This window comes from Carnobacterium gallinarum DSM 4847 (assembly GCF_000744375.1).
In the GTDB taxonomy this organism is placed as follows: domain Bacteria; phylum Bacillota; class Bacilli; order Lactobacillales; family Carnobacteriaceae; genus Carnobacterium; species Carnobacterium gallinarum.
Genome location: NZ_JQLU01000005.1, coordinates 2249472 through 2269348 on the forward strand (window position 1 = coordinate 2249472; position 19877 = coordinate 2269348).

Consider the following 19877-nt stretch of genomic DNA (forward strand, 5'->3'; position numbering starts at 1 on the left):
TGTCAACAGTTAAAGAATTTTTGTTAAAAATCACAAAATTAGGAGGAAGATTAATGAAAGAACTAGAAGATGAAAACAGCGTATATTGCTTTGTGGATAATGTCAGATACACAATAAAGCCTTTGGAAGGGGGAGTAGGGAACATAATTAAAAATATTCTCAGTAAGGAGCATTTTAAAGCAAGTTTAAGCATGGAAGAACTTGCTTCTTATATGGGAAATGCTCATGCTATAATTCCTTGTAAACTAAAAATATACAGCAATAAAAAAGAGAATTTTGTTAAGACAAATTTGATTATTATTGATATTGACAACAAAGATGAACAAATAGAAAAATATGGTTATATAACTATAAACAGTATAAAGGATGAACCGTTTATTAAAGATAATTGCTCCTTTATTCAAAAATCAATTAGTTACACAGAGGAATTGAATAAATTTAAACTAGTTTTTAGAACAAATAGGGATATAACTTCTTTAGATGAAATGGAAAAAATCTATAGTTATTTTATTAGGAAGTATCCATTCGCAGATACTAGCGTTCAGAGTTCTACTCGGATATTCTTTGGAGGTATTGGAGTTGATGAGATAGACTACTCGAACACATTGACTATTGATGATATAGACTTAAGTAATATTGAATTAAAGAGGCATGATTCAACAGATGATGAAATAATAAATAATAACGCATTGCCTAATGGTCAATCTGAATTTATTGATTTATTGAAGGAAGATAATGAAACTAAGGTTAAAGAGGCACTTTTAAAACAAAAGAAAAATCAAAAGAAAACAACTAATTATGATGAATTGCTATCAATAATTCAGTCAATTAATTTACATGATTTATTAGATTGCCCTAAAGGACTATTCCTTGATTTATTTCATGTAGAAGAAAATCCATCCAGTAATATATATAAAGATGATAAAGGTATTTATCATTATAAATGTTTCAGTGAATCAGAAAATGGAAACAATTTAGATTTAGTAGGAATTATTGCAAAGGTCAAGGAAATACATCGTATGGATGCCTTTTTCTATTTGGTATGGCAATTAGAGTTACTTCCAGATGAGTTTAACTTAGCAAAAAAATCTATAATACATCATTTAGAAGAAATAGATAACGATAATTCTAGGTATATAAATGCAAATAAGATTTTTGGAAAGAAGACAAAGGAATTTATGGAAGTAATAGAAATTTTATTCAATAATTTGTCTATTGTAGATAAAAAAATCGTCAGTTTTTCAAGAATGTCAGGAAACTTAATGAGTAAAAAAATGAATGAACAAGACGAAACATATCGTCATAATAAATATGCTAAATTCTTATCATTTTGTAGTTTTTTTGGGTTTATAAAAAAATGTGAAGACTCTGAAATACCAAAGGTGTTATTAGGTGAGGTAGAAAAGAAGAAAAAAGAAAATAATTTTGTTCATAGAGATAATGTATACCAGTTATGTGTATTGAATGATTCCTTTTTTGAGAACTTAGAAGAGAAATGTAAAAAAATGGTTGATGCTGGATTTGTTTATTCCAGTTTCACTTACAAAGTCTTAATTAGAATATTTAGTGAAGAAGAAGTCTGTAAACATTTTCCACAAGAAAAAATTAGACATGATAGTGAAGTGGAAATTGAGGCTAGGCGCTATATTGGTGAAATAATTAATGAGTATGGTACATGTGGAGGAGTTATTTCAGAAGCAAAAATTGGCTTAGAGTTGAAAAATTACATTGATTGGTCAGATGGCAAAATAAAAAATTTTCTTAAAGATAATAGAGTTGTAATTCAAAAGGAAAATAACCTAGAATTTCAAAGAATGACAAAGCAAAACAAACGCTTTTATCATGTCGAAGGAGGATTTGGAAAAAATATTTATACTCCTAGGGTATCTTTAGATTTTAAAAATCTTGCTTTGAAATTAATGGATAATATCCCGAGTTTGCATAGCTTCTTAGAAATTGAAAATGGTAAAATTAGAGAAAAAGATGTAGTATGATATTGACCCTACCCCGTATCTAATTCACCGCATAAAGGGGTGCAGGATATATATAGGGGGGGGACCTAGGGAACCTATTTTTTAAGCGTTTTTTAAGCTCGAAACATGTGCAGGGTATATCTGAAACAGGAAGTTAATTATGAATGTAAAACACTGATATAACTGACTTTTACTCTGTTTCAGATAGTTTTTTTATTCCAATTGAAAAATAGTTTTTATTGATTTAAATTAAGAATATAGAACAAGGTAGTGGTATTTTTTTACGAAAAAATCACTAACAAATATTTCAGGTATATATGAAACGTGTTTAACTTACAAGGTGCTATTAATTCATTTGCTAGAAGGGAGGAAACATATGAATGCTATTATTGCTAAAACGTTAGATACTTTAATTAGTCAGGCTAAAAAAATACCTCAATTTTTATTAGTCGTATTAGTTTTTGTGACATTATTTTCAAAGCAAGCAAAATATATTTTTTCGATATTCAATGCTACTTTTTTTAGTTTACTCTCAGAATCTATAGTTGAACTTTTAAATAAGCTTTTACTTACAAAAGAGCAATTTATATATACATGGTCTTTTTTTCTTATTACTATGCTCATTACATTTATATGGAATATATTAAGCCAATCAATCGAGGAAAGTAACTCTGGTAGTCTAAAATTAGGTGGTGATATATTACTATATATAAATTCAATTATTTTCATATTCTTCTTAATTTACAATAAAATTTCTACTACTCCTTTAGTTTTTAATTCAGAGGAATTAAGCACCGTTTCAAATAGTCTATATTTTTGTGTACTAGGTATCTCTTTTGCGGTTTTCTTTCTTTTATTTTCACTAATATACTTAAAGATATTTTGGGATATAGGACCTTTCATTTGGAAGTTTAAACTGAAAATAGGATACAGAATAGCGTGTATATTTATCTATTTAATCGTGTTACAAAAAATAGCAAATACAATACTCCTACCATAATTTGAACTTTATTTAATTAATATAATCAGTACAGATAGTAAGTAAATAAATGGAGATGATAAGTTTTGAAACTTTCACTAAGTAGTACAGGAAAAGCAAAAATAAAAGGTATTGAAGAAATTTATGATGTGACAATATATCAAAATAATGAACAAAACGTAACAAGCGTTTATCTTTCTGTTGAAGTTTTGAATAGTCAAAAAAATAAAAGTTCTGCTACATTAATTCCTTCATATATCGACGAGTTAGAAGTAGAAATCTCAAATGGTGCCAAACTTTTACTTGTAGGTTGTGGTGATAGGAAACATTCTACAACAGTGTATGCGTCTTCTAGAGTAGAAGAGTTTCAATATTTTGCTGATTATATTATCTACGGGGCTAGTCATGTTGAAAATAGATTTGCAACTGCAATATATGATATTCCTGGTATTATTAAATGGGGAACTAAGACAAATTTTGCAAGGTCTACACAAGATGAAGAAAAACGTTATGTAGATATTAATACTGATACTGAAATTATACTTTACGAATCTCAAAGTTATCAAATTAATTATTATGTATCTAGGAATTATCCGTTGGATTTTATTAAAGAAACAGTAGAATTAAAACAGACTCCACATATTGAAATAGAAAGTTTGGAAGGCGTAGAATCAATACAGTGGTTTGAAAAAAAACTAAAGGAATTTGTTTCAGTTGTTGAGTTAGCAACACATAAAAAAATAAACTACAAAAAAATATCATTATTAAAAATAAGAAGAAATGAAATTAACACATCAGAAAATGTAGTATATGACGTAGATTCATATTTAGCAACAAATGAATTTTTGGAAGAGGAATACCATAATAATTACTTGTTTAATTGTGTAGAGCTAGTAAATAATGCTGATTTAGTTACATGGAATAAAAAATTAAGTAAATTACAGCCAGTATTAGATTTGTATAGAGAAGCTTATTACGCAAAGTATTCAAACATGCAAAATCACTTTTTAAATATTTGCCAAGCTTTAGAAACATATCATGCTAGAATGGTCACAAATAGTAAAAGAGAGTATATAAGATTAGCTAATTTAAAAATAGAAGGTTACGTTTCAGGTTGGAAAGACTTTTTAATTAGGGATGAAAAAAAAGAGCATATTCTTTTAGTTGAAAGGATATCTGATTTAATGTTTACTGATGAACCTAAATACTTTTTTTCTGGTGGATTTAATTTTAATGAATTTCCTCAAAAGGTTTCTAAAACAAGAAATTACTATACTCATTATAATGAAAAACAAAAAGATACAGCTTTTCAAGGTGAAGATTTAATAACTGCAACAAGACTTTTGAGATTAATACTAGAATTTCATTTGTTAAAAGAACTGGGCTTTAAAAATGAAGATAACTTTAAAAAATTAATGGAACATTTTAAAGGAGTTCGAACTAGCATGATGTATAAAGAGGCACTTGAAAAAAGTGATGAAATAAACTTTGAACAGAAAAATATTGATTGAATAATTTAAAGGCTACTAGTAGTTAGATTTAGATTTAGCAAAACATTAAAGTTTTTCTTCTATTATAAGTTAGAAAATGTTAAACTAGATTTAGTAAACAGAATAGTGATTTTAATGATACATCAATAGATAAAAGTCGTAAAAGTAGCTACAAATGCTGGACAAATCAAAACTGGTTCATTAAGCCGTACAGACCGTATTGCTAAATACAACCAATTATTAAGAATTGAAGATCAATTAGGTGACTTAGCTGTTTACCGTGGTTTAGGTTCTTTCTACAACTTAAAAAACAAATAATTTTTAAGTAAATTAACTTGCGAACCCTTGATTAAGCAAAGGTTCGTTTATGAAAAATCCCATCTACTATTTCTGAGGATAGTAGATGGGATTTTTTTATGAAATAATAGTTCATAGATAATTTTCTAAAAATTTAAATTTACAGAATTAACTTAATTAGTAATACATTCTTAATTGTTCTAAGAATTACCTAATTCATAAAGTATAAATAATTTCTTCAAATATCAGATTAACTTAAAATTTAAAAGAAGTTGTGTTACAATGAATACGTCTGTAATTTTATTTTGTACATATAAGGAGTTATCATGAAGAACCTACTGTTTATTGGTTTGATTTTATTTTTATCTGGGTGTAGTAAACAAGCTGTAACTCCACAAGGAGAAATAAGTAGTGAAAAAATAGAAGTCAGTTCAAGAATGACAAATGACCGGGAATTAGAAAACAGGTATCAAAGAGAATTAATTAAGGCGAAGGATACTGGAAAAGAGTTGCAAAAAAAATATGAGAATAATAGTGAATTTTTTTCTGGCTATGTAGCAGATTATCTGGCTGATGTATCTGGCTGATGTATCTTCTGTTGCTGCCATGGAAAAGTTTTCTGACTTAATTATTCAAGGTGTGGTAGTGGAAACTGAAGTTGTAGATGCTGCGGAACTAGAAACCATAGTCTCTATTTTAGTTAGGAATATCTATAAAGGAGATAAAAATTTAGTTGGGAACATAGTTCAGGAAAAGGAACTTGGTGCGATTGTCACAAAAGAAGAATGGTTGAAGAGGAACCCCGAAACTGAAGTTGCGGTAGATTATGTAGTTGATGCACCAAATCATGAGACTCCTTCAATAGTTGGCCAAGAAATAGTAATTTTCTTAATAAAGCTTGAAGAAGGTTATTTTGCTTACAGTGGCAATAGTTCTATTTTCTATCTAAATAAACAGACGAATGCTTATGAACAAAGTGATAAAGCGGGGACTGATTTTTCTGATCAAGAATTTAACCAACAATTAGCACAGTTTATATTAGATAGAAAATAAGTATATAAATTACTTGTATAATAAATAAGGATTAAAATTATTGACTTTTTAGATTTAAAAAGTTATAATTATTTGTACTTTTAATAAGAAAATTGGAGGAAAATAATTTGTTAGATGAAACAAATAAGTTTAGTTCTGAAGATATTGAACAAAATAAACTAATGGGAGGACTGGCGTACTTTATTTTCTTTTTACCCTTATTAGTTTGCCCAGATTCAAAGTTTGCTCGTTTCCATGCAAATCAATCATTGCTATTATTAATTTTATCTGTTGCAGGTACTTTTATTTTAGGTTTACTTCCAATTATTGGTTGGTTATTGTTATTTCCATTCTCTATTTTTCTTTTTATTCTCTATATTTTGGGTTTAATAAATGGATTCTCAGGACAAGCAAAACGTATGCCATTATTTGGAAATGTTGATCTTTTAAAATAAGATTTTTATTTTAAACTCACTACTTTTAGTGAGTTTTTTTTGTCATTCAAAAATGAATTTAACTGTCAGTATGAACAAGTTTAGACTATACTGAAATGAGAGAATCAAAAGCTTCATTGGAGGTTGAAAATGTTTAAAATTAATGATTTTTCACGCCTAACTAATGTTAGTGTGAAACTGTTACGTTATTATGATAAATTTAAAGTATTAACACCCTTAATTAGTGATGAGTCCACGGGTTATCGTTATTACTCGGCAGCTCAAATCAATCAACTTGCTAAAATAAAAGAATTGAAAGGGCAAGGATTTACTTTGGCTGTTATTCGCGAATTGTTGGCAATTGAACAGGATCCAAAACAAATAGAACAATATTTGAAAATCCGTGAAAGAGAACTGGAAGAGGAACAAAACAATAGAACAAAACAAGAAATTGCATTAGACCGTTCTATAAACTTAATTGAAAAAGAAGTTCCTAATATAAATGCTAGTGTTGTAATCAAAGAAATTCCTGCTTGCCGTGTGCTTAGTTTAAAAAAAATAGTTCCTAGTTATCATAATGAAAATCAACTATGGATACGTATTGCAAAGATACTCCAAGAATATCCTGAAATAAAAGTAGCTAATCCAAGTTATTGTATCCTGAATTCCCGGAATTTATAACGAGGGAAGGGCAACGCCTAACGCCTCGTATAATTCCTTCTGCTTCGTCGTAACCTCTCCCAACACGCGACCGTGCCCGGGGGCCTCAAATAATTCAATCATGTCCAGTTCGTCCAGTACACCTTGAAGGGTCCATTGGTTAAATAGCTCGGCATCCTGCATCTTCTTTTTCACGTAGGATAAGTAGATTAAGGCGATGAATTCCACAAAAAGCTTCCCATTCAGGGACAATTCGGATGAAACTTGCATTCTTCTGAAGTTGAGGCGCTCTTTTAAATTGCCGAAGGCTTTTTCAACAACATCCTTGCTGCGATAAAGAGACAACGCTTCAAACGGATCATTGACCTCATTAGAAAGCAAGGCGAAGTAACCATAATTTCTAACCGCATTGCGCATCGCCTCTTCTTTAGGCGTGATTTTCTTCCCTCGTTTAGGTGTCTCAGTAACTTCGAAGTACTTATCATAATCTTTCATACGATAATCTTTTAGTGTATTTTCCTTCAGATCTTGGTGAAGGGCTGTCAGATAGTCGTTCATGTCTACCTGATCTTTAATCGCTTTTTCAGGATTGTAGAACAGATGCAGATACGCGCGCTTTTCCAATTTTATCACATCACCTTTATACGGACGTTCCTGTTCGTATTCCCAGTTTATTGTGCGACATACACCGTAGGTGGTGAACTGTGTTTCGAAGTTTGACCAAAGTTTCAAGTTCTCACGTTCCGCTTCCAACACACCCTTGACATATTTGAGTTTGAGTTGCACTCCTATCACGAATTTCTGGTGGTGTTTATACAAGGCGTTGATATTATCCTTGCTGTAAAAACCTCGATCAAATATCACGTTGACCTTTTTGTAGCCCATTACATCAAATTCCTTCATGAGTTGCCGAACCGTTTTAACATCGGTGATATTTCCGGAGAGCTTGCGGTAATAAAAGGGCAGTCCGGATTGCGCCCCAAACAAGAGTGCCAAGTTGATTTGTGGCAAGCGGTCGTGTTCCTTGTTTCGTCCCTTCTTCACTTGCGATAAGACCTCTGAGTAACTCGATATCGACGTAGTGTCAAATGCCCAATACTCCTTTTCCATCCGGCGGTTGCCTTGTTTCTGAAAGAAGGCCATCCGGCCTTCCTCATCGATTGCTTGGAATAGGTCGCTGCTTCGTTGTGAAGGAATATCCTGGCAATACGGGTGATGATGCAGTTTTTGCCAATGGGAAAAACGACTCAAGGCGTTATTCTCTTCGAGAATCAAGTAATAGGCGATCGACAGAATTTGCTTATAATGCTCCGGGAAGATGGCCTTAAGGTCCGCGTATACGCCTGTCTGCTTGCCAATTTGATCGAGCAGATAACCTGCCCCATAGAAGATTCTTCGGACTTGTGTCATTGGAATCGGCCCTGGCTTAACTTCCGATGAAGTCGGGGCCGGTTTCTTTTTGTACGAACGTGTTGGGACGATTTCACCTGTAACCGGATCGACTTTTCCAATCAGTGTCCTCTTAGCGCGTGATTGTTGCTTTTCCTTATCCCAGTAGGGTTCATTCTGATAGGCATAAGTAATGCCCGTTTTCTTGTTTGTCTGAAAAATAACTGCCATATCAACACTCCTCGTTATACATTATATTATATAACGAGTTATAAGTCTACAAAAAAACCGCTATATATCAATCGTTATAGCGGTTTTTCGAGTGATTATCGTTACACAATTCGGGAATGCAGGTTGTATGGCTGTTTATCATGATAAAGAATTCAAGGAAGAGAATGTATTAATTGAAGTACAAGTAGTGTTAACAGAAGCAGAACTATCTAATGTACATTTGAGAATGCCAACGAGTACAATCAAGTGGCTTCCTGCGAAGACTGTTGCTTCAGTTAAATTACAAGGAAAACCTGAGGAAATGACAGAAGTTAATACTAGAGTAGCAGAATGGTTGGAAGCAAATCAACAAAAGTTAAAAGGAGCAATAGTTAACATGTACCATGGATCATTCAGTCACATACCAAATACAGATGAAGGGGGAACAACGGAACGGTGTTATCCGCTAAGCGAAGAGGGAGGCAAGCATAATGAAATATGAATGGCGTAAACAAGATAAACTAATCTATTTACCTAAAGCAGTCCCAACAGTTATAGAGGTACCTAAAATGAACTATTTAACGATTGATGGAGCTGGAAATCCTAATTCAACAGAATTTAGTAAATTGGTTGAAGCATTGTATGCTTATTCGTATGCTATTAAACTATCTCCTAAAAAAGCAATGGAACCAGAAGGCTACTTTGATTATACGGTTTTTCCTTTAGAAGGTTTCTGGACAGCAACAGTTCCTCCAAAAGTTGGTGAAGCAATTGATAAAGATACATTGATCTATCAACTGATGATTCGCCAACCAGAGTTTGTTACAGAACAAGTAGTAGATGAATTTAAAGAATTGGTAGCAAAAAAAGTCCCGTTAGAGCAATTAATGAAAGTTAAGTTTATGGAAATTGACGAAGGTAAGAATTTACAAATGCTGCATATCGGGAGTTATGATAGTGAAGCTGCATCATTTAAAAAAATGGAAGAGCATTGTATAGCCAATGACTGGATTCCATCAAGAACAAAGCATAAAGAAATCTATTTATCAGATCCTAGAAAAGTGCTACCAGAAAAACAAAAAACGGTGTTACGTTTTCAAATAAGGGACTAATCAAAAAAGTAATTCTATTAAAATAAAATTAGAAAAACTAGTCTAAAAAAACACTCATTTATAATAATAGTCTCTATAATGATAATATTAGTTGGAAAAAAAACATTTATTTTATCAAATAACTAAGATATACTAGAGTTAAACGAATGTTATATACAAAATTTAGGAGGAGAAAAAATAATGAAATATTCAATTGAAGGCGGAAATTTACCAGTAGTGATTTGTGATTTAGAAAAAGGCGAGTCAATGATTAGTGAAAATGGTGGACGTAGTTGGGTTTTAGGAGATATTACAACAGAAACTCATTCTGGTGGCGGAATGAAGAAAATGTTAGGTCGCGCTTTTTCAGGTGAAAGTTTATTCTTAAGTCGTTATACTGCTAATACTAATTCTCAAATTGCTTTTGCATCTTCTTTCCCAGGCAATATTATTGCAAAAGAGCTTGGAGTTGGTGAAAGTATTGTTGCACAAAAAACAGCATTTTTAGCATCTACTGAAGGAATGGAACTAAGTGTCTTCTTTCAAAAGAAAGGAACAGCAGGTTTCTTTGGTGGTGAAGGCTTTATTATGCAAAAGGTTACTGGACCGGGAACTGCGTTTTTTGAAATTGATGGAAGTACGAAGACTTATAACTTAGCAGCAGGAGAACGTTTAGTCTGTGATACTGGTTTAGTTGCCTTGATGGATGAAACGTGTAAATTAGAGATTGTTACTGTTAAAGGAATTAAAAACAAATTATTAGGTGGCGAAGGTTTCTTTGATACTGTTGTAACAGGACCAGGACAAGTTGTTGTACAAACAATGACAATTGGTGGATTTGCTCAAAGTATTATGCCCTTTATGGGAGGCGCCAAATAAACGAATTATATAAATAAAGAAATGAATTCAACCTCACTAATTTACTGATAAATTAGTGAGGTTTTTTAATTAAAATTAAATTAAAACGAAAGTTTTTTTGTTGTTTTTTTTAAAAGGTAGATTTTTATATTTTGAAATAAAAATAAAAAAAAGTAGAACTAAGTTGGAAATCTAATTTTTTTTAATGATTATACGAATAAAAAGTAGTTTATGTGTTTATTTTATTCGTTTTTCTGCTATAATTGTAGCTACATCGTTTTCTGAGGAAATGGTGAGAATAAATCAGCTAAAGGGGAAGATAGAGTGGAACGAGTGTATAATTTTTCAGCAGGACCAGCCGTATTGCCTGTTTCTGTTTTAGAGCAAGTACAAGCCGAGTTGCTTTCATACAATGGAAGTGGAATGTCAGTGATGGAATTAAGTCATCGTTCCTCATGGTTTCAACAAATCATTGATGATGCTGAGTCCTTATTAAGAGAGTTGATGAATATTCCAGATAATTACCAAGTTCTCTTCTTACAGGGTGGTGCTAGTTTGCAGTTCAGCATGATCCCAATGAATTTAGCAAATCGTCAAAAAGTGGCGTATGTAAATACTGGATCGTGGTCTGAAAAGGCGATTGAAGAAGCTGAAAAAATCGTTGGATTGCAAGTCAAAGTAGTAGCTAGTTCAAAAGAAAATAAATTCACTTCGGTTCCCCAAATTCCTGCTACTTCAGATGAATTTGATTATTTACACATTACAACAAACAATACGATTGAAGGAACTTGCTATTTTTCAGCTCCAACCAATAGTCAAGTCCCTGTTATTGCTGATATGTCATCAAATATCCTATCAAGTGAGTACAATGTTGCGGATTTTGGATTGATCTATGCTGGAGCGCAAAAAAATATTGGTCCAGCAGGGTTAACAGTAGTGATTGTACGTGAAGATTTAATTGCTGAAAGTAAGGAGAATCTTCCTTCAATGTTGGATTATCAATTGCAAGCTAAAAATGGTTCAATGTACAATACTCCACCTACTTTTGCTATTTATGTAGCTAAATTGGTTTTTGAGTGGATCAAAGAACTTGGTGGTGTTGCAGCTATTGAAAAGTTAAATCGCCAAAAAGCTGAGCTTTTATATACGTATTTAGATAAATCAACCTTATTCTCTTCTCCAGTGGAGCCAAATTCACGTTCTTTGACTAATATTCCATTTGTAACTGGAAATGAAGCGTTAGATAAAAAATTTGTTCAGGAAGCAGAGAAAGCAAACTTTGTAAATTTAAAAGGCCATCGTTCAGTTGGTGGGATGCGGGCTAGCTTGTATAATGCATTTCCAATTGAAGGTGTTCAAGCGCTAATTGAATTTATGCAGAAATTTGCTGAAAATGAGGGGGAAATATAGATGGTTTTTCATATAAAAACGTATAACGCAATTGCAGAAGAAGGATTGCAAAAATTTGAAGGTGCTGAGTATCAAGTAAATCAAAGTGAGTCCCCAGATGCCCTGTTAATTCGCAGTCAAAATCTTCATGATATTGAGATACCAGATAGTGTTTTGGCAGTTGGACGTGCAGGTGCAGGGGTAAATAATATTCCAGTTGAAGAGTATACAGAAAAAGGTGTTGTTGTTTTCAATACGCCGGGTGCCAATGCGAATGCAGTGAAAGAGTTAGTTTTAGCGAACTTATTTATGTCAGCTCGCCCAATTTTAAATGGAGCGGCTTGGACACGAACTTTAGCGACAGATGATCCTAATGTTGAAGCCGTTGTTGAAGCCGAAAAAAAACGCTTTGTTGGGACTGAACTACAAGATAAAAAATTAGGAGTAATCGGACTTGGTGCGATTGGAGCGATGGTGGCTAATGATGCATATCGTCTAGGAATGAATGTTGTCGGCTATGATCCTTATGTTTCGGTTGATACAGCTTGGAATATTTCAAGTCGGGTGAAACGCGCATTAACGATTGAGGAAGTTTTAGCAACTTCTGATTATCTAACGATTCATATTCCTTTAATGTCACAAACAAAGCATATTATTAATGCTGAAAAATTAGCTCTAGTTAAAGAAGGAGCTACCTTGTTGAACTTTTCTCGTGGTGAATTGGTTGACAATCAAGCGGTTTTACAAGCAATTGAAGCAGGTAAATTAAATCAATACATCACTGATTTTGCAGCACCAGAATTGATTGCTACTAAAAATGTTTTAGTTTTACCTCATCTAGGTGCTTCAACGCTGGAAGCCGAAGTAAACTGTGCTAAAATGGCGGCTCGCACGTTGAAATATTATTTAGAAACTGGAAATATCAAGCGTTCTGTGAATTTTCCAACAGTAGATATGAATTTTCAAGCACCATTTCGTTTATCTTTAATTCACCGTAATGTTCCGAGCATGGTAGGAACTATGACGATTGAGTTAGCGAACCAAGGCATTAACATTGTGAATATGATTAATCGCAGTAAAGGTGAATATGCGTATACTTTAATTGATCTAGAGGATATTTCAACAGAGCAATTAGCTCGAATTGTTGAGAAATTAGAAAGTGTTGAAGAGATTATTAGCGTGCGAACAATTGAAAATCAAGTTGTGTATGCATAACTTGACTGACGTAAATCAGAAGGTTGGCTTTATGCAAAATAAATTTTTTATGTTAAGGAGTTTGATAATTAAATGGTAAAAATCAAAGCTTTTAAAGGGATTCGTCCAAATACTCAGGATGCTCAGAAGATTGCGTCTTTGCCTTATGATGTTTTAAATACAGAGGAAGCCCGCGTTTTGGGTGACAAAAATAGTCAATCGTTTTTACACATTGACAAGGCTGAGATTGATTTAGCAAAAGAGGTTTCTCCATACGCAGACGAAGTTTATCAAAAGGCTGCTGAGAATTTGCAAACTTTCTTGCAAAAAGAGTGGTTAATTAAAGAGACTACAGAAAAATTTTATATTTATGAACTAACCATGAATGGACGTAGTCAGACGGGGTTAGTGGTGTGTACATCCATTGATGATTATCTAAATGAAAAGATTAAAAAGCATGAATTTACTCGTGAGGAAAAAGAGCTTGATCGAATTCGTCACGTGGATACGTGTGATGCGAATACAAGTCCAATTTTTTTAACGTATCGAGAAAATCAAGGAATTAATCAACTGATTACAGATTGGGTAAAAGAGCATCAAGCTTTATATGAGTTTACTAGCTTCCATGAAGTCACTCATCGAGTGTGGGAAATTAACGATACTGCAATAATTCAAGACTTAGAAGATTTATTTGCAGCAAAAGTTCCTTATTTGTATATTGCTGATGGTCATCATCGAACAGAGTCGGCTGTAAAAGTTGGCTTACAACGACGTCAGGAATTTCCAGCTGCTCCAGAAAATGCTGAATTTAACTATTTCTTATCTGTGTTGTTTCCAAAAGAACAATTAGACATTCTTGATTACAATCGAGTGGTAAATGTTCCGATATCGGTCGATTTTCTAGCAGATTTAGCAGAAATTTTTACGGTCACAAAAGTCGGCAAAGAAATTGTGAAACCAGAAAAAGCTAAGACCATTGGTATGTATTTGGCGGGCGATTGGTATCAATTAGAGGCCAAATCAGACATCATTTCAGAAGATCCTGTTGCTAGTTTGGATGTGTCTATTTTACAAGAGCATGTGTTAACTGCACTTTTTGATATTCAAGATATTCGGACAGATAAACGGATTGATTTTGTTGGAGGAATTCGTGGTTTAGGTGAATTGGTTGAATTAGTAGATAGCGGTGCTTATACGGTAGCATTTGCGATGTATCCAACTACTATGGAAGATTTATTAAATGTTGCAGATAGTGGTCAAATAATGCCGCCAAAATCAACATGGTTTGAGCCTAAATTATTAAGTGGTCTTTTTGTTCATGATTTGGAAAGTTCAACAAAATAGCATTTATTTTTTAACCCTTTAGACTTGTTTCTTGAGCTTATGAATAGTAAGCTAGTGGAGAAAGAATGTAAATCAAATTTAGAGGTGAAATGGAATGAAAAAAGCACTTATTATTGGTGGTTACGGTACGATTGGTTCAGCTGTAACTGAGGCATTAAAAGAATCTTATGATGTGATTACCGCTGGTCGAACTCAAGGTGACGTCCATGTAGATATGAATTCGATTAAAAGCATTAAAGAGATGTTTGAAACAGTTGGAAAAGTAGACGCAGTGATTTTTACGGCGGGAGCGGCTTACTTTGGTCCACTTGAGGGAATGACACCAGAAAATAATTTAATCAGTATTAGTGGAAAGCTTTTAGGGCAAGTGAATACAGTATTATTAGGAACTGAGTATGTAAATGACAATGGAAGTTTTACGTTAGTTACAGGTATCATGATGGATGATCCGATTTATCAAGGAGCTTCTGCAGCGATGGCTAATGGCGGTGTGCGTGCATTTGCAAAATCAGCAGCGTTGGAGTTACCTAGAGGGATTCGGATTAATACCGTTAGTCCAAATGTCTTAGAGGAATCGTGGGATAATTATCAAGAATTATTTGTTGGATTTAATCCAGTTCCAGTTGCTAAAGTAGCTAATGCTTTTGTCAAAAGTGTTCAGGGGTTACAAACTGGGGAAAGTTACGAAGTATATTAATGAAGAGATAAAGGCAGTTTTAGTTTTCTATATGAGAATTAAAGCTGCTTTTTTTACTAGTGTTAGAGAGAAATAGTTTAAAGTATACGTTCATTTATTTTCTTGGTATACTAATGCTGAAAGAAATTAGACTAGACTTTTTTAGGATTTACAATCAAATAGAGCGCATTTTTTGGAGGAATTTAGTATGGAACTTAAATTAGAAGTTGTGATTACAGATACGCAAACAACCATTCAATTGAATCATAACCAAGATCGGATTACAATCACGGATACTGAGACAAATGAAGTCAAAGTGGAACAACCAAGTGTTTATTTTTTAGTGCAAGATCAGACAATTGTTCATATTGGGCAAGCAACAAAAAAAATGAAGTATGATGGAACAGAATTTAATAAAATCATTGCCATTTATCCATCGTGGGAAGTTGAATTGCCTTATCTGGAACAAATCTTTATTGCTGAAGCGTTAGAAAATGGTGTTCTTCTTCAAGATGTTGCTAAGGAAGAGAGTAAAATTCCAAAAAGCCAAGTAAAAACGATTACTGAATATAAAGATGAAATTTTATTGATTCTTGAAAAATTTGGTTACCCATTGCATGTTAAGGCGCCAAAGCCTGAAGTGAAAGTAGCTAAAAAATCAGCAAAAGCACGACATAGATGGACAAAAGAAGTTAGCCAAATTGAATTTTTTGTAGATACTAGAGAAAGTAAAGCGACCGTTATGTGGCAAAAAAGAAATGAAATGCTACTAAAAGCAGGAGCAAAAATGATGCCGGTAGCACCGCTAAATAAAGATGGTTCAGTTGGTTTTTCTGCAAAAATGGGGGATAAATTGAGAGCAGATTATGCAGATAAATTTAAAAATTTTGTAACAACGGAAGACATGATTTTAAAAAGTGTCAATGAAGTTGGATTATTTTTGTATTATGCTGGGACAAATAGTTGGTTAGAGTTATTGGATACTGGTGGGAAATCAATCGATGCATGGACAAGAGTTGATTAAAAGCATTTTTTAGTAAGAAAATGGAATGAATGGATGATAATAATCCTTTCGATTTGATTAGAAAGAAGAGTCAATTGTTAAAAGATTATATAAAGTGGCTTATGTAATTGAAAAATAAAAAATTAGTAGTAATATTTCTTTGTTTATGGTATCGTAGTAACATATGAAATGTTAAGACGGGAGGGCAATAAATTTGTATAACACACTTTTACTTGCTATATTAGTAATTTCGGTTTTATTAATTATTGTTATCACTATGCAACCAACTAAAACAAACAGCGCTTCAAGTGCCTTGACAGGCGGAGCAGAGCAATTATTCGGTAAACAAAAAGCTCGTGGATTTGAAGCAGTTTTGCAACGTGTAACAGTAGTACTAGGAATAGGTTTCTTTGTACTAGCACTAGCGCTTGCTTATTTAACAGCTAATGGGATGAAATAAACTGATAGAATGAACCACCTGTTTTCAAAAAACAGGTGGTTTTTGTTTTGATTTTTAGAGGTGTTTATAAATCAATTCCACCACCTTTTACGAAGAAAATAATCGCTTTGGTTTTATTTATACTTAAAATACAGTAAAATAATAACTAGAAGAGTTCAAGGAGGAATTTCTAATGCCAAAAATTGCTTTACCACAACCTTTTTTCTTTGAAAATGGTCCTCGTGCAGTTCTGTTACTTCACGCGTATACAGGAAGTTCCAATGATATGCGTATGCTAGCACGAGCATTAGAAAAAGAAAATTATACAGTTTATGCCCCTCATTTTAAAGGTCACGGAACTTTAGAACCAACGGATATCTTAAAGGCAAATCCAAGTGATTGGTGGCAAGATACTCAAGATGGATTAGCTTTTTTACATGAAAAAGGGTATCAAGATATTGCTGTATTTGGTTTATCCTTAGGTGGTATTTTTGCGACAAAAGCGATGGAAGAAGAAACAATTCTTGGAGTAGGAACATTATGCTCTCCTTTATATCTCAATGAAAACAATCAGGTTGTCCCGACTTTTTTAAGATACGTACAAACAGTTAAAAAAATAGCGGGATTATCGGAAGCAGAAATTGTACGTGACTTACCGAAAATAAAAATTGGTGTGGAACAACAGTTACAAGCAATTGCTGATTATTTACCACCGATTCAACATAAAATCGCAGCTATTACAAAACCATTTTTTATCGCCCAAGCGGGGCAAGATGAATTAATAGATGCACAATCAGCCTATGAATTGCAAGAAGCTCTTGTACAAGCTCCTGTTTCCTTTCATTGGTACGAAAATAGTAGCCATGTGATAACAGTAGGAAAAGAACATCATGCATTGGAAAAAGATGTTTTAACTTTTCTTAATCAGTTATCCTGGAATGAGGGATAGAATATGACAAATAAAAATGAAATGAAGGAAGCAATTATTGCTTACCTTGAAGGCAGCTCGAAAAAATCGTTTGCTGTCAAAGATATCAGTGAAGGCATGGGGTTAACTAGTGCTGCTGATTTTAAAATGCTCGTTGGTGAGTTAGCTAAAATGGAACGTGAAGGTCACTTAAAATTAAATAAAAAAGGGCATTTTAAATTGCCAAATAAAAAACCAGTATTAACCGGGATTTTCCGTGCAAATGATCGTGGCTTTGGCTTTGTATCTATCGAAGATGAGGATGATGATATTTATATTCCCCAAGGTCATACAAACTTTGCCTTAGATGGTGATGTGGTTACGGTAGATATTACTCGTGTACCTGAACCTTGGAATGATAAAGGTGCAGAAGGTGTAGTAGATTCTATTGTTGAGCGTAAGTTCCATCAATTAGTTGGTGAATTTTATGCCTATGATGATGAAGGTATTGCTGAAACAGAGTTATATGGATATGTCGTTCCACAAGATAAAAAAATTAATGATATGCAAGTTTTTATTGAAGCTAAAGGAATTAAACCAGTTGATGGTGCCATTGTATTAGTAGAAATTACGTATTATCCAGATTTAGCTTTTCCAAAAAGTATGCAAGGGTTGATTAGCAAAACGATTGGGCATAAAAATGACCCAGGTGTAGATATTTTAGCAATCGTTTATAAACATGGAATTCCAACTGAATTTCCAGAAGCCGTTCTCAAGGAAGCTGATGCAGTTCCAGAAGTTATTTCTGAATCAGATCGAGAAGGTCGTCGTGATTTAACGAAAGAAATGATTGTGACGATTGATGGTGAAGATGCAAAAGACTTAGATGATGCGGTTACTGTTCGTCGTTTAGATAATGGTAATTATCATTTAGGAGTGCATATTGCTGATGTTTCCTATTATGTAACTGAAGATAGTGCCTTAGACGGTGAAGCCTTTGAACGGGCAACCAGTGTTTATTTAACGGATCGTGTGATTCCAATGTTGCCACATCGTTTATCAAATGGACTATGTTCTTTGAATCCTCATGAAGATCGTTTAACCATGAGCTGTGAGATGGAAATTAATGCCGCTGGTGAAGTCGTGAAACATGAGATTTTCCCAAGTGTCATTCATTCATCAAAACGAATGACATATACTGCTGTCAATCAGATTTTAATGGAGAAAGATCCAGCTATTATTGCTGAAAATCAAGAGTTTGTTCCAATGTTTGAATTAATGGGGGAACTGCATGAAATTTTAGTAAATAAACGAAAATCTCGTGGTGCGATTGATTTTGAAGCACCAGAAGCACAAATTTTAGTGGATCAAAATGGTCATCCAGAAGAAATCGTGATGCGTCATCGTGGAATTGGTGAGCGTTTGATTGAATCCTTTATGCTTTCAGCTAATGAAACAGTTGCCGAACATTATTTCAAATTAGATGTCCCTTTCATTTATCGTGTTCATGAACAGCCAGATAGTGATCGGATGCAACGCTTTATGGAATTTGTAACAGCCTTTGGTATTTTAATGAAGGGAAGTAGCGGCGAGGTTTCGCCTAAACAGCTTCAAAAAGTGTTACGTGAGGCTGAAGGAAAACCAGAAGAAGCAGTGATTTCGACAATGATGTTACGGAGCATGAAACAAGCGAAGTATGATTCAGAAGCCTTAGGACATTTTGGTTTAGGGGCAGAATTTTATTCGCATTTCACTTCACCAATTCGTCGTTATCCAGATTTAATCGTTCATCGTTTGATTCGAGCATATGCTGTGAATGGAATTGGCAACGAAGAAAAGGTTAAATGGGCGAGTAAGCTACCTGAAATTGCTGAACAAAGCTCTAAAATGGAGCGTCGTGCAGTTGATGCAGAGCGTGAAACAGATTCATTGAAGAAAACAGAGTATATGGCTGATAAAGTTGGCGAAATATACGATGGCGTGATTAGTTCTGTCACTAAATTCGGTATTTTTGTTGAATTGCCTAATACAATTGAAGGTCTGATCCATATTTCAAATATGAGAGAAGATTACTTTGAGTTTATTGAGAATCATATGATGCTAGTTGGTGAACGAACGGGAGTTAGCTACCGTATTGGTCAAGGAGTTAAAATTAAAGTAACGAAAGCTGATGTAGAAACGCGTGAAATTGACTTTGAATTGATTCCTGATCCAAATGCTCCTAAAGTTCCAGTGATCGATCGTCCTAAAAAAGGACGCGGTGGCAATCGTGAGGGAGATCGTCGTCGTGGAAATGGCGGCAAACCTAGTTATAATAAAGGGAAATCTTCTTCTGAAGGCGGAGCTAAAAAAAGTAGCGGTAAGAATACAGGAAAATTAAAAGTAGCGATTAATGAGAATGGTCCTAAAAAAGGGAAAAAGACAACTGGTGGAAAAGGCAAGAGTCCTTTTTATACGAGTGTTGCTAAGCCAAAGAAGAAAAAGAAAAAATAACTAAATTAAGCAGACGTTT

General features: G+C 33.5%; 19 protein-coding genes and 1 pseudogene. 19 read left to right on the forward strand and 1 reads right to left on the reverse strand.

What is annotated here, in order from left to right; genetic code table 11:
• Positions 1 to 53 precede the first annotated feature (53 nt).
• The 8 genes and pseudogenes from BR43_RS15215 (at position 54) to BR43_RS15245 (ending at position 6886) form a co-directional block, all read left to right on the forward strand.
• Complete coding sequence (locus BR43_RS15215; RefSeq protein ID WP_034563462.1) at positions 54 to 1994, forward strand: hypothetical protein; 1941 nt, start codon at positions 54 to 56, stop codon at positions 1992 to 1994.
• A gap of 355 nt (positions 1995 to 2349) precedes the next feature.
• A complete protein-coding gene (locus BR43_RS15220; protein ID WP_034563464.1) occupies positions 2350 to 2973 on the forward strand; it encodes a hypothetical protein in 624 nt (207 codons plus the stop codon).
• A gap of 65 nt (positions 2974 to 3038) precedes the next feature.
• Entirely contained in the window at positions 3039 to 4463 is a 1425-nt protein-coding gene (locus tag BR43_RS15225; RefSeq protein WP_034563466.1) for a HEPN domain-containing protein, read from the forward strand.
• Positions 4464 to 4601: 138 nt separating this feature from the next.
• Positions 4602 to 4760, forward strand: a pseudogene (eno, locus tag BR43_RS19675) (phosphopyruvate hydratase); the annotation flags it as partial.
• 305 nt (positions 4761 to 5065) lie between these two features.
• Positions 5066 to 5326, forward strand: a complete 261-nt coding sequence (locus BR43_RS15230; protein ID WP_034563468.1) for a hypothetical protein — start codon at positions 5066 to 5068, stop codon at positions 5324 to 5326.
• Positions 5313 to 5792, forward strand: coding sequence for a hypothetical protein (locus BR43_RS15235; protein WP_034563470.1), 480 nt, complete (start codon positions 5313 to 5315; stop codon positions 5790 to 5792). Before BR43_RS15230 ends, BR43_RS15235 begins: the two co-directional genes overlap by 14 nt.
• Positions 5793 to 5899: 107 nt before the next feature.
• Positions 5900 to 6226 (forward strand): magnetosome magnetite crystal formation protein family, encoded by a 327-nt coding sequence (locus BR43_RS15240; RefSeq protein ID WP_034563472.1) that lies wholly within the window; start codon positions 5900 to 5902, stop codon positions 6224 to 6226.
• Positions 6227 to 6355: 129 nt separating this feature from the next.
• Positions 6356 to 6886 (forward strand): MerR family transcriptional regulator, encoded by a 531-nt coding sequence (locus BR43_RS15245; protein WP_051933992.1) that lies wholly within the window; start codon positions 6356 to 6358, stop codon positions 6884 to 6886.
• On the opposite strand, the gene BR43_RS15250 is transcribed toward BR43_RS15245, so the two are convergent.
• The gene (locus BR43_RS15250) at positions 6881 to 8485 is read right to left on the reverse strand and encodes an IS1634 family transposase (RefSeq protein WP_034558278.1); all 1605 of its coding nucleotides are present in this window, start codon (positions 8483 to 8485) and stop codon (positions 6881 to 6883) included. The two genes, BR43_RS15245 and BR43_RS15250, sit on opposite strands and share 6 nt — an antisense overlap.
• 91 nt (positions 8486 to 8576) lie before the next feature.
• Here BR43_RS15250 and BR43_RS15255 point away from each other — a divergent pair, with 91 nt between their 5' ends.
• From BR43_RS15255 to rnr, 11 genes are all read left to right on the forward strand, one after another.
• Complete coding sequence (locus BR43_RS15255) at positions 8577 to 8966, forward strand: GyrI-like domain-containing protein (protein ID WP_157464068.1); 390 nt, start codon at positions 8577 to 8579, stop codon at positions 8964 to 8966.
• The gene (locus BR43_RS15260) at positions 8956 to 9576 is read left to right on the forward strand and encodes a GyrI-like domain-containing protein (protein WP_034563478.1); all 621 of its coding nucleotides are present in this window, start codon (positions 8956 to 8958) and stop codon (positions 9574 to 9576) included. Before BR43_RS15255 ends, BR43_RS15260 begins: the two co-directional genes overlap by 11 nt.
• Before the next feature lie 180 nt (positions 9577 to 9756).
• The gene (locus tag BR43_RS15265; RefSeq protein ID WP_034563481.1) at positions 9757 to 10434 is read left to right on the forward strand and encodes an AIM24 family protein; all 678 of its coding nucleotides are present in this window, start codon (positions 9757 to 9759) and stop codon (positions 10432 to 10434) included.
• A gap of 303 nt (positions 10435 to 10737) precedes the next feature.
• Entirely contained in the window at positions 10738 to 11823 is a 1086-nt protein-coding gene (gene serC / locus BR43_RS15270; RefSeq protein WP_034563483.1) for a 3-phosphoserine/phosphohydroxythreonine transaminase, read from the forward strand.
• Positions 11824 to 13017: a 3-phosphoglycerate dehydrogenase family protein gene (locus tag BR43_RS15275; RefSeq protein ID WP_034563486.1), complete on the forward strand. Its 1194-nt coding sequence runs from the start codon at positions 11824 to 11826 to the stop codon at positions 13015 to 13017. It abuts the gene before it with no gap.
• 72 nt (positions 13018 to 13089) lie between these two features.
• On the forward strand, positions 13090 to 14340 hold the full coding sequence (locus BR43_RS15280; protein ID WP_034563489.1) for a DUF1015 domain-containing protein: 1251 nt from the start codon (positions 13090 to 13092) through the stop codon (positions 14338 to 14340).
• Positions 14341 to 14434: 94 nt separating this feature from the next.
• Positions 14435 to 15037: a short chain dehydrogenase gene (locus tag BR43_RS15285; RefSeq protein ID WP_034563491.1), complete on the forward strand. Its 603-nt coding sequence runs from the start codon at positions 14435 to 14437 to the stop codon at positions 15035 to 15037.
• 187 nt (positions 15038 to 15224) lie between these two features.
• Positions 15225 to 16040: a hypothetical protein gene (locus BR43_RS15290; RefSeq protein ID WP_034563493.1), complete on the forward strand. Its 816-nt coding sequence runs from the start codon at positions 15225 to 15227 to the stop codon at positions 16038 to 16040.
• Positions 16041 to 16233: 193 nt separating this feature from the next.
• Positions 16234 to 16479, forward strand: coding sequence for a preprotein translocase subunit SecG (secG, locus tag BR43_RS15295; protein WP_034563496.1), 246 nt, complete (start codon positions 16234 to 16236; stop codon positions 16477 to 16479).
• A gap of 172 nt (positions 16480 to 16651) precedes the next feature.
• Positions 16652 to 17407, forward strand: a complete 756-nt coding sequence (locus tag BR43_RS15300; protein ID WP_034563497.1) for an alpha/beta hydrolase — start codon at positions 16652 to 16654, stop codon at positions 17405 to 17407.
• A gap of 3 nt (positions 17408 to 17410) precedes the next feature.
• Positions 17411 to 19858 (forward strand): ribonuclease R, encoded by a 2448-nt coding sequence (rnr, locus tag BR43_RS15305; protein ID WP_034563500.1) that lies wholly within the window; start codon positions 17411 to 17413, stop codon positions 19856 to 19858.
• Positions 19859 to 19877: the final 19 nt, after the last annotated feature.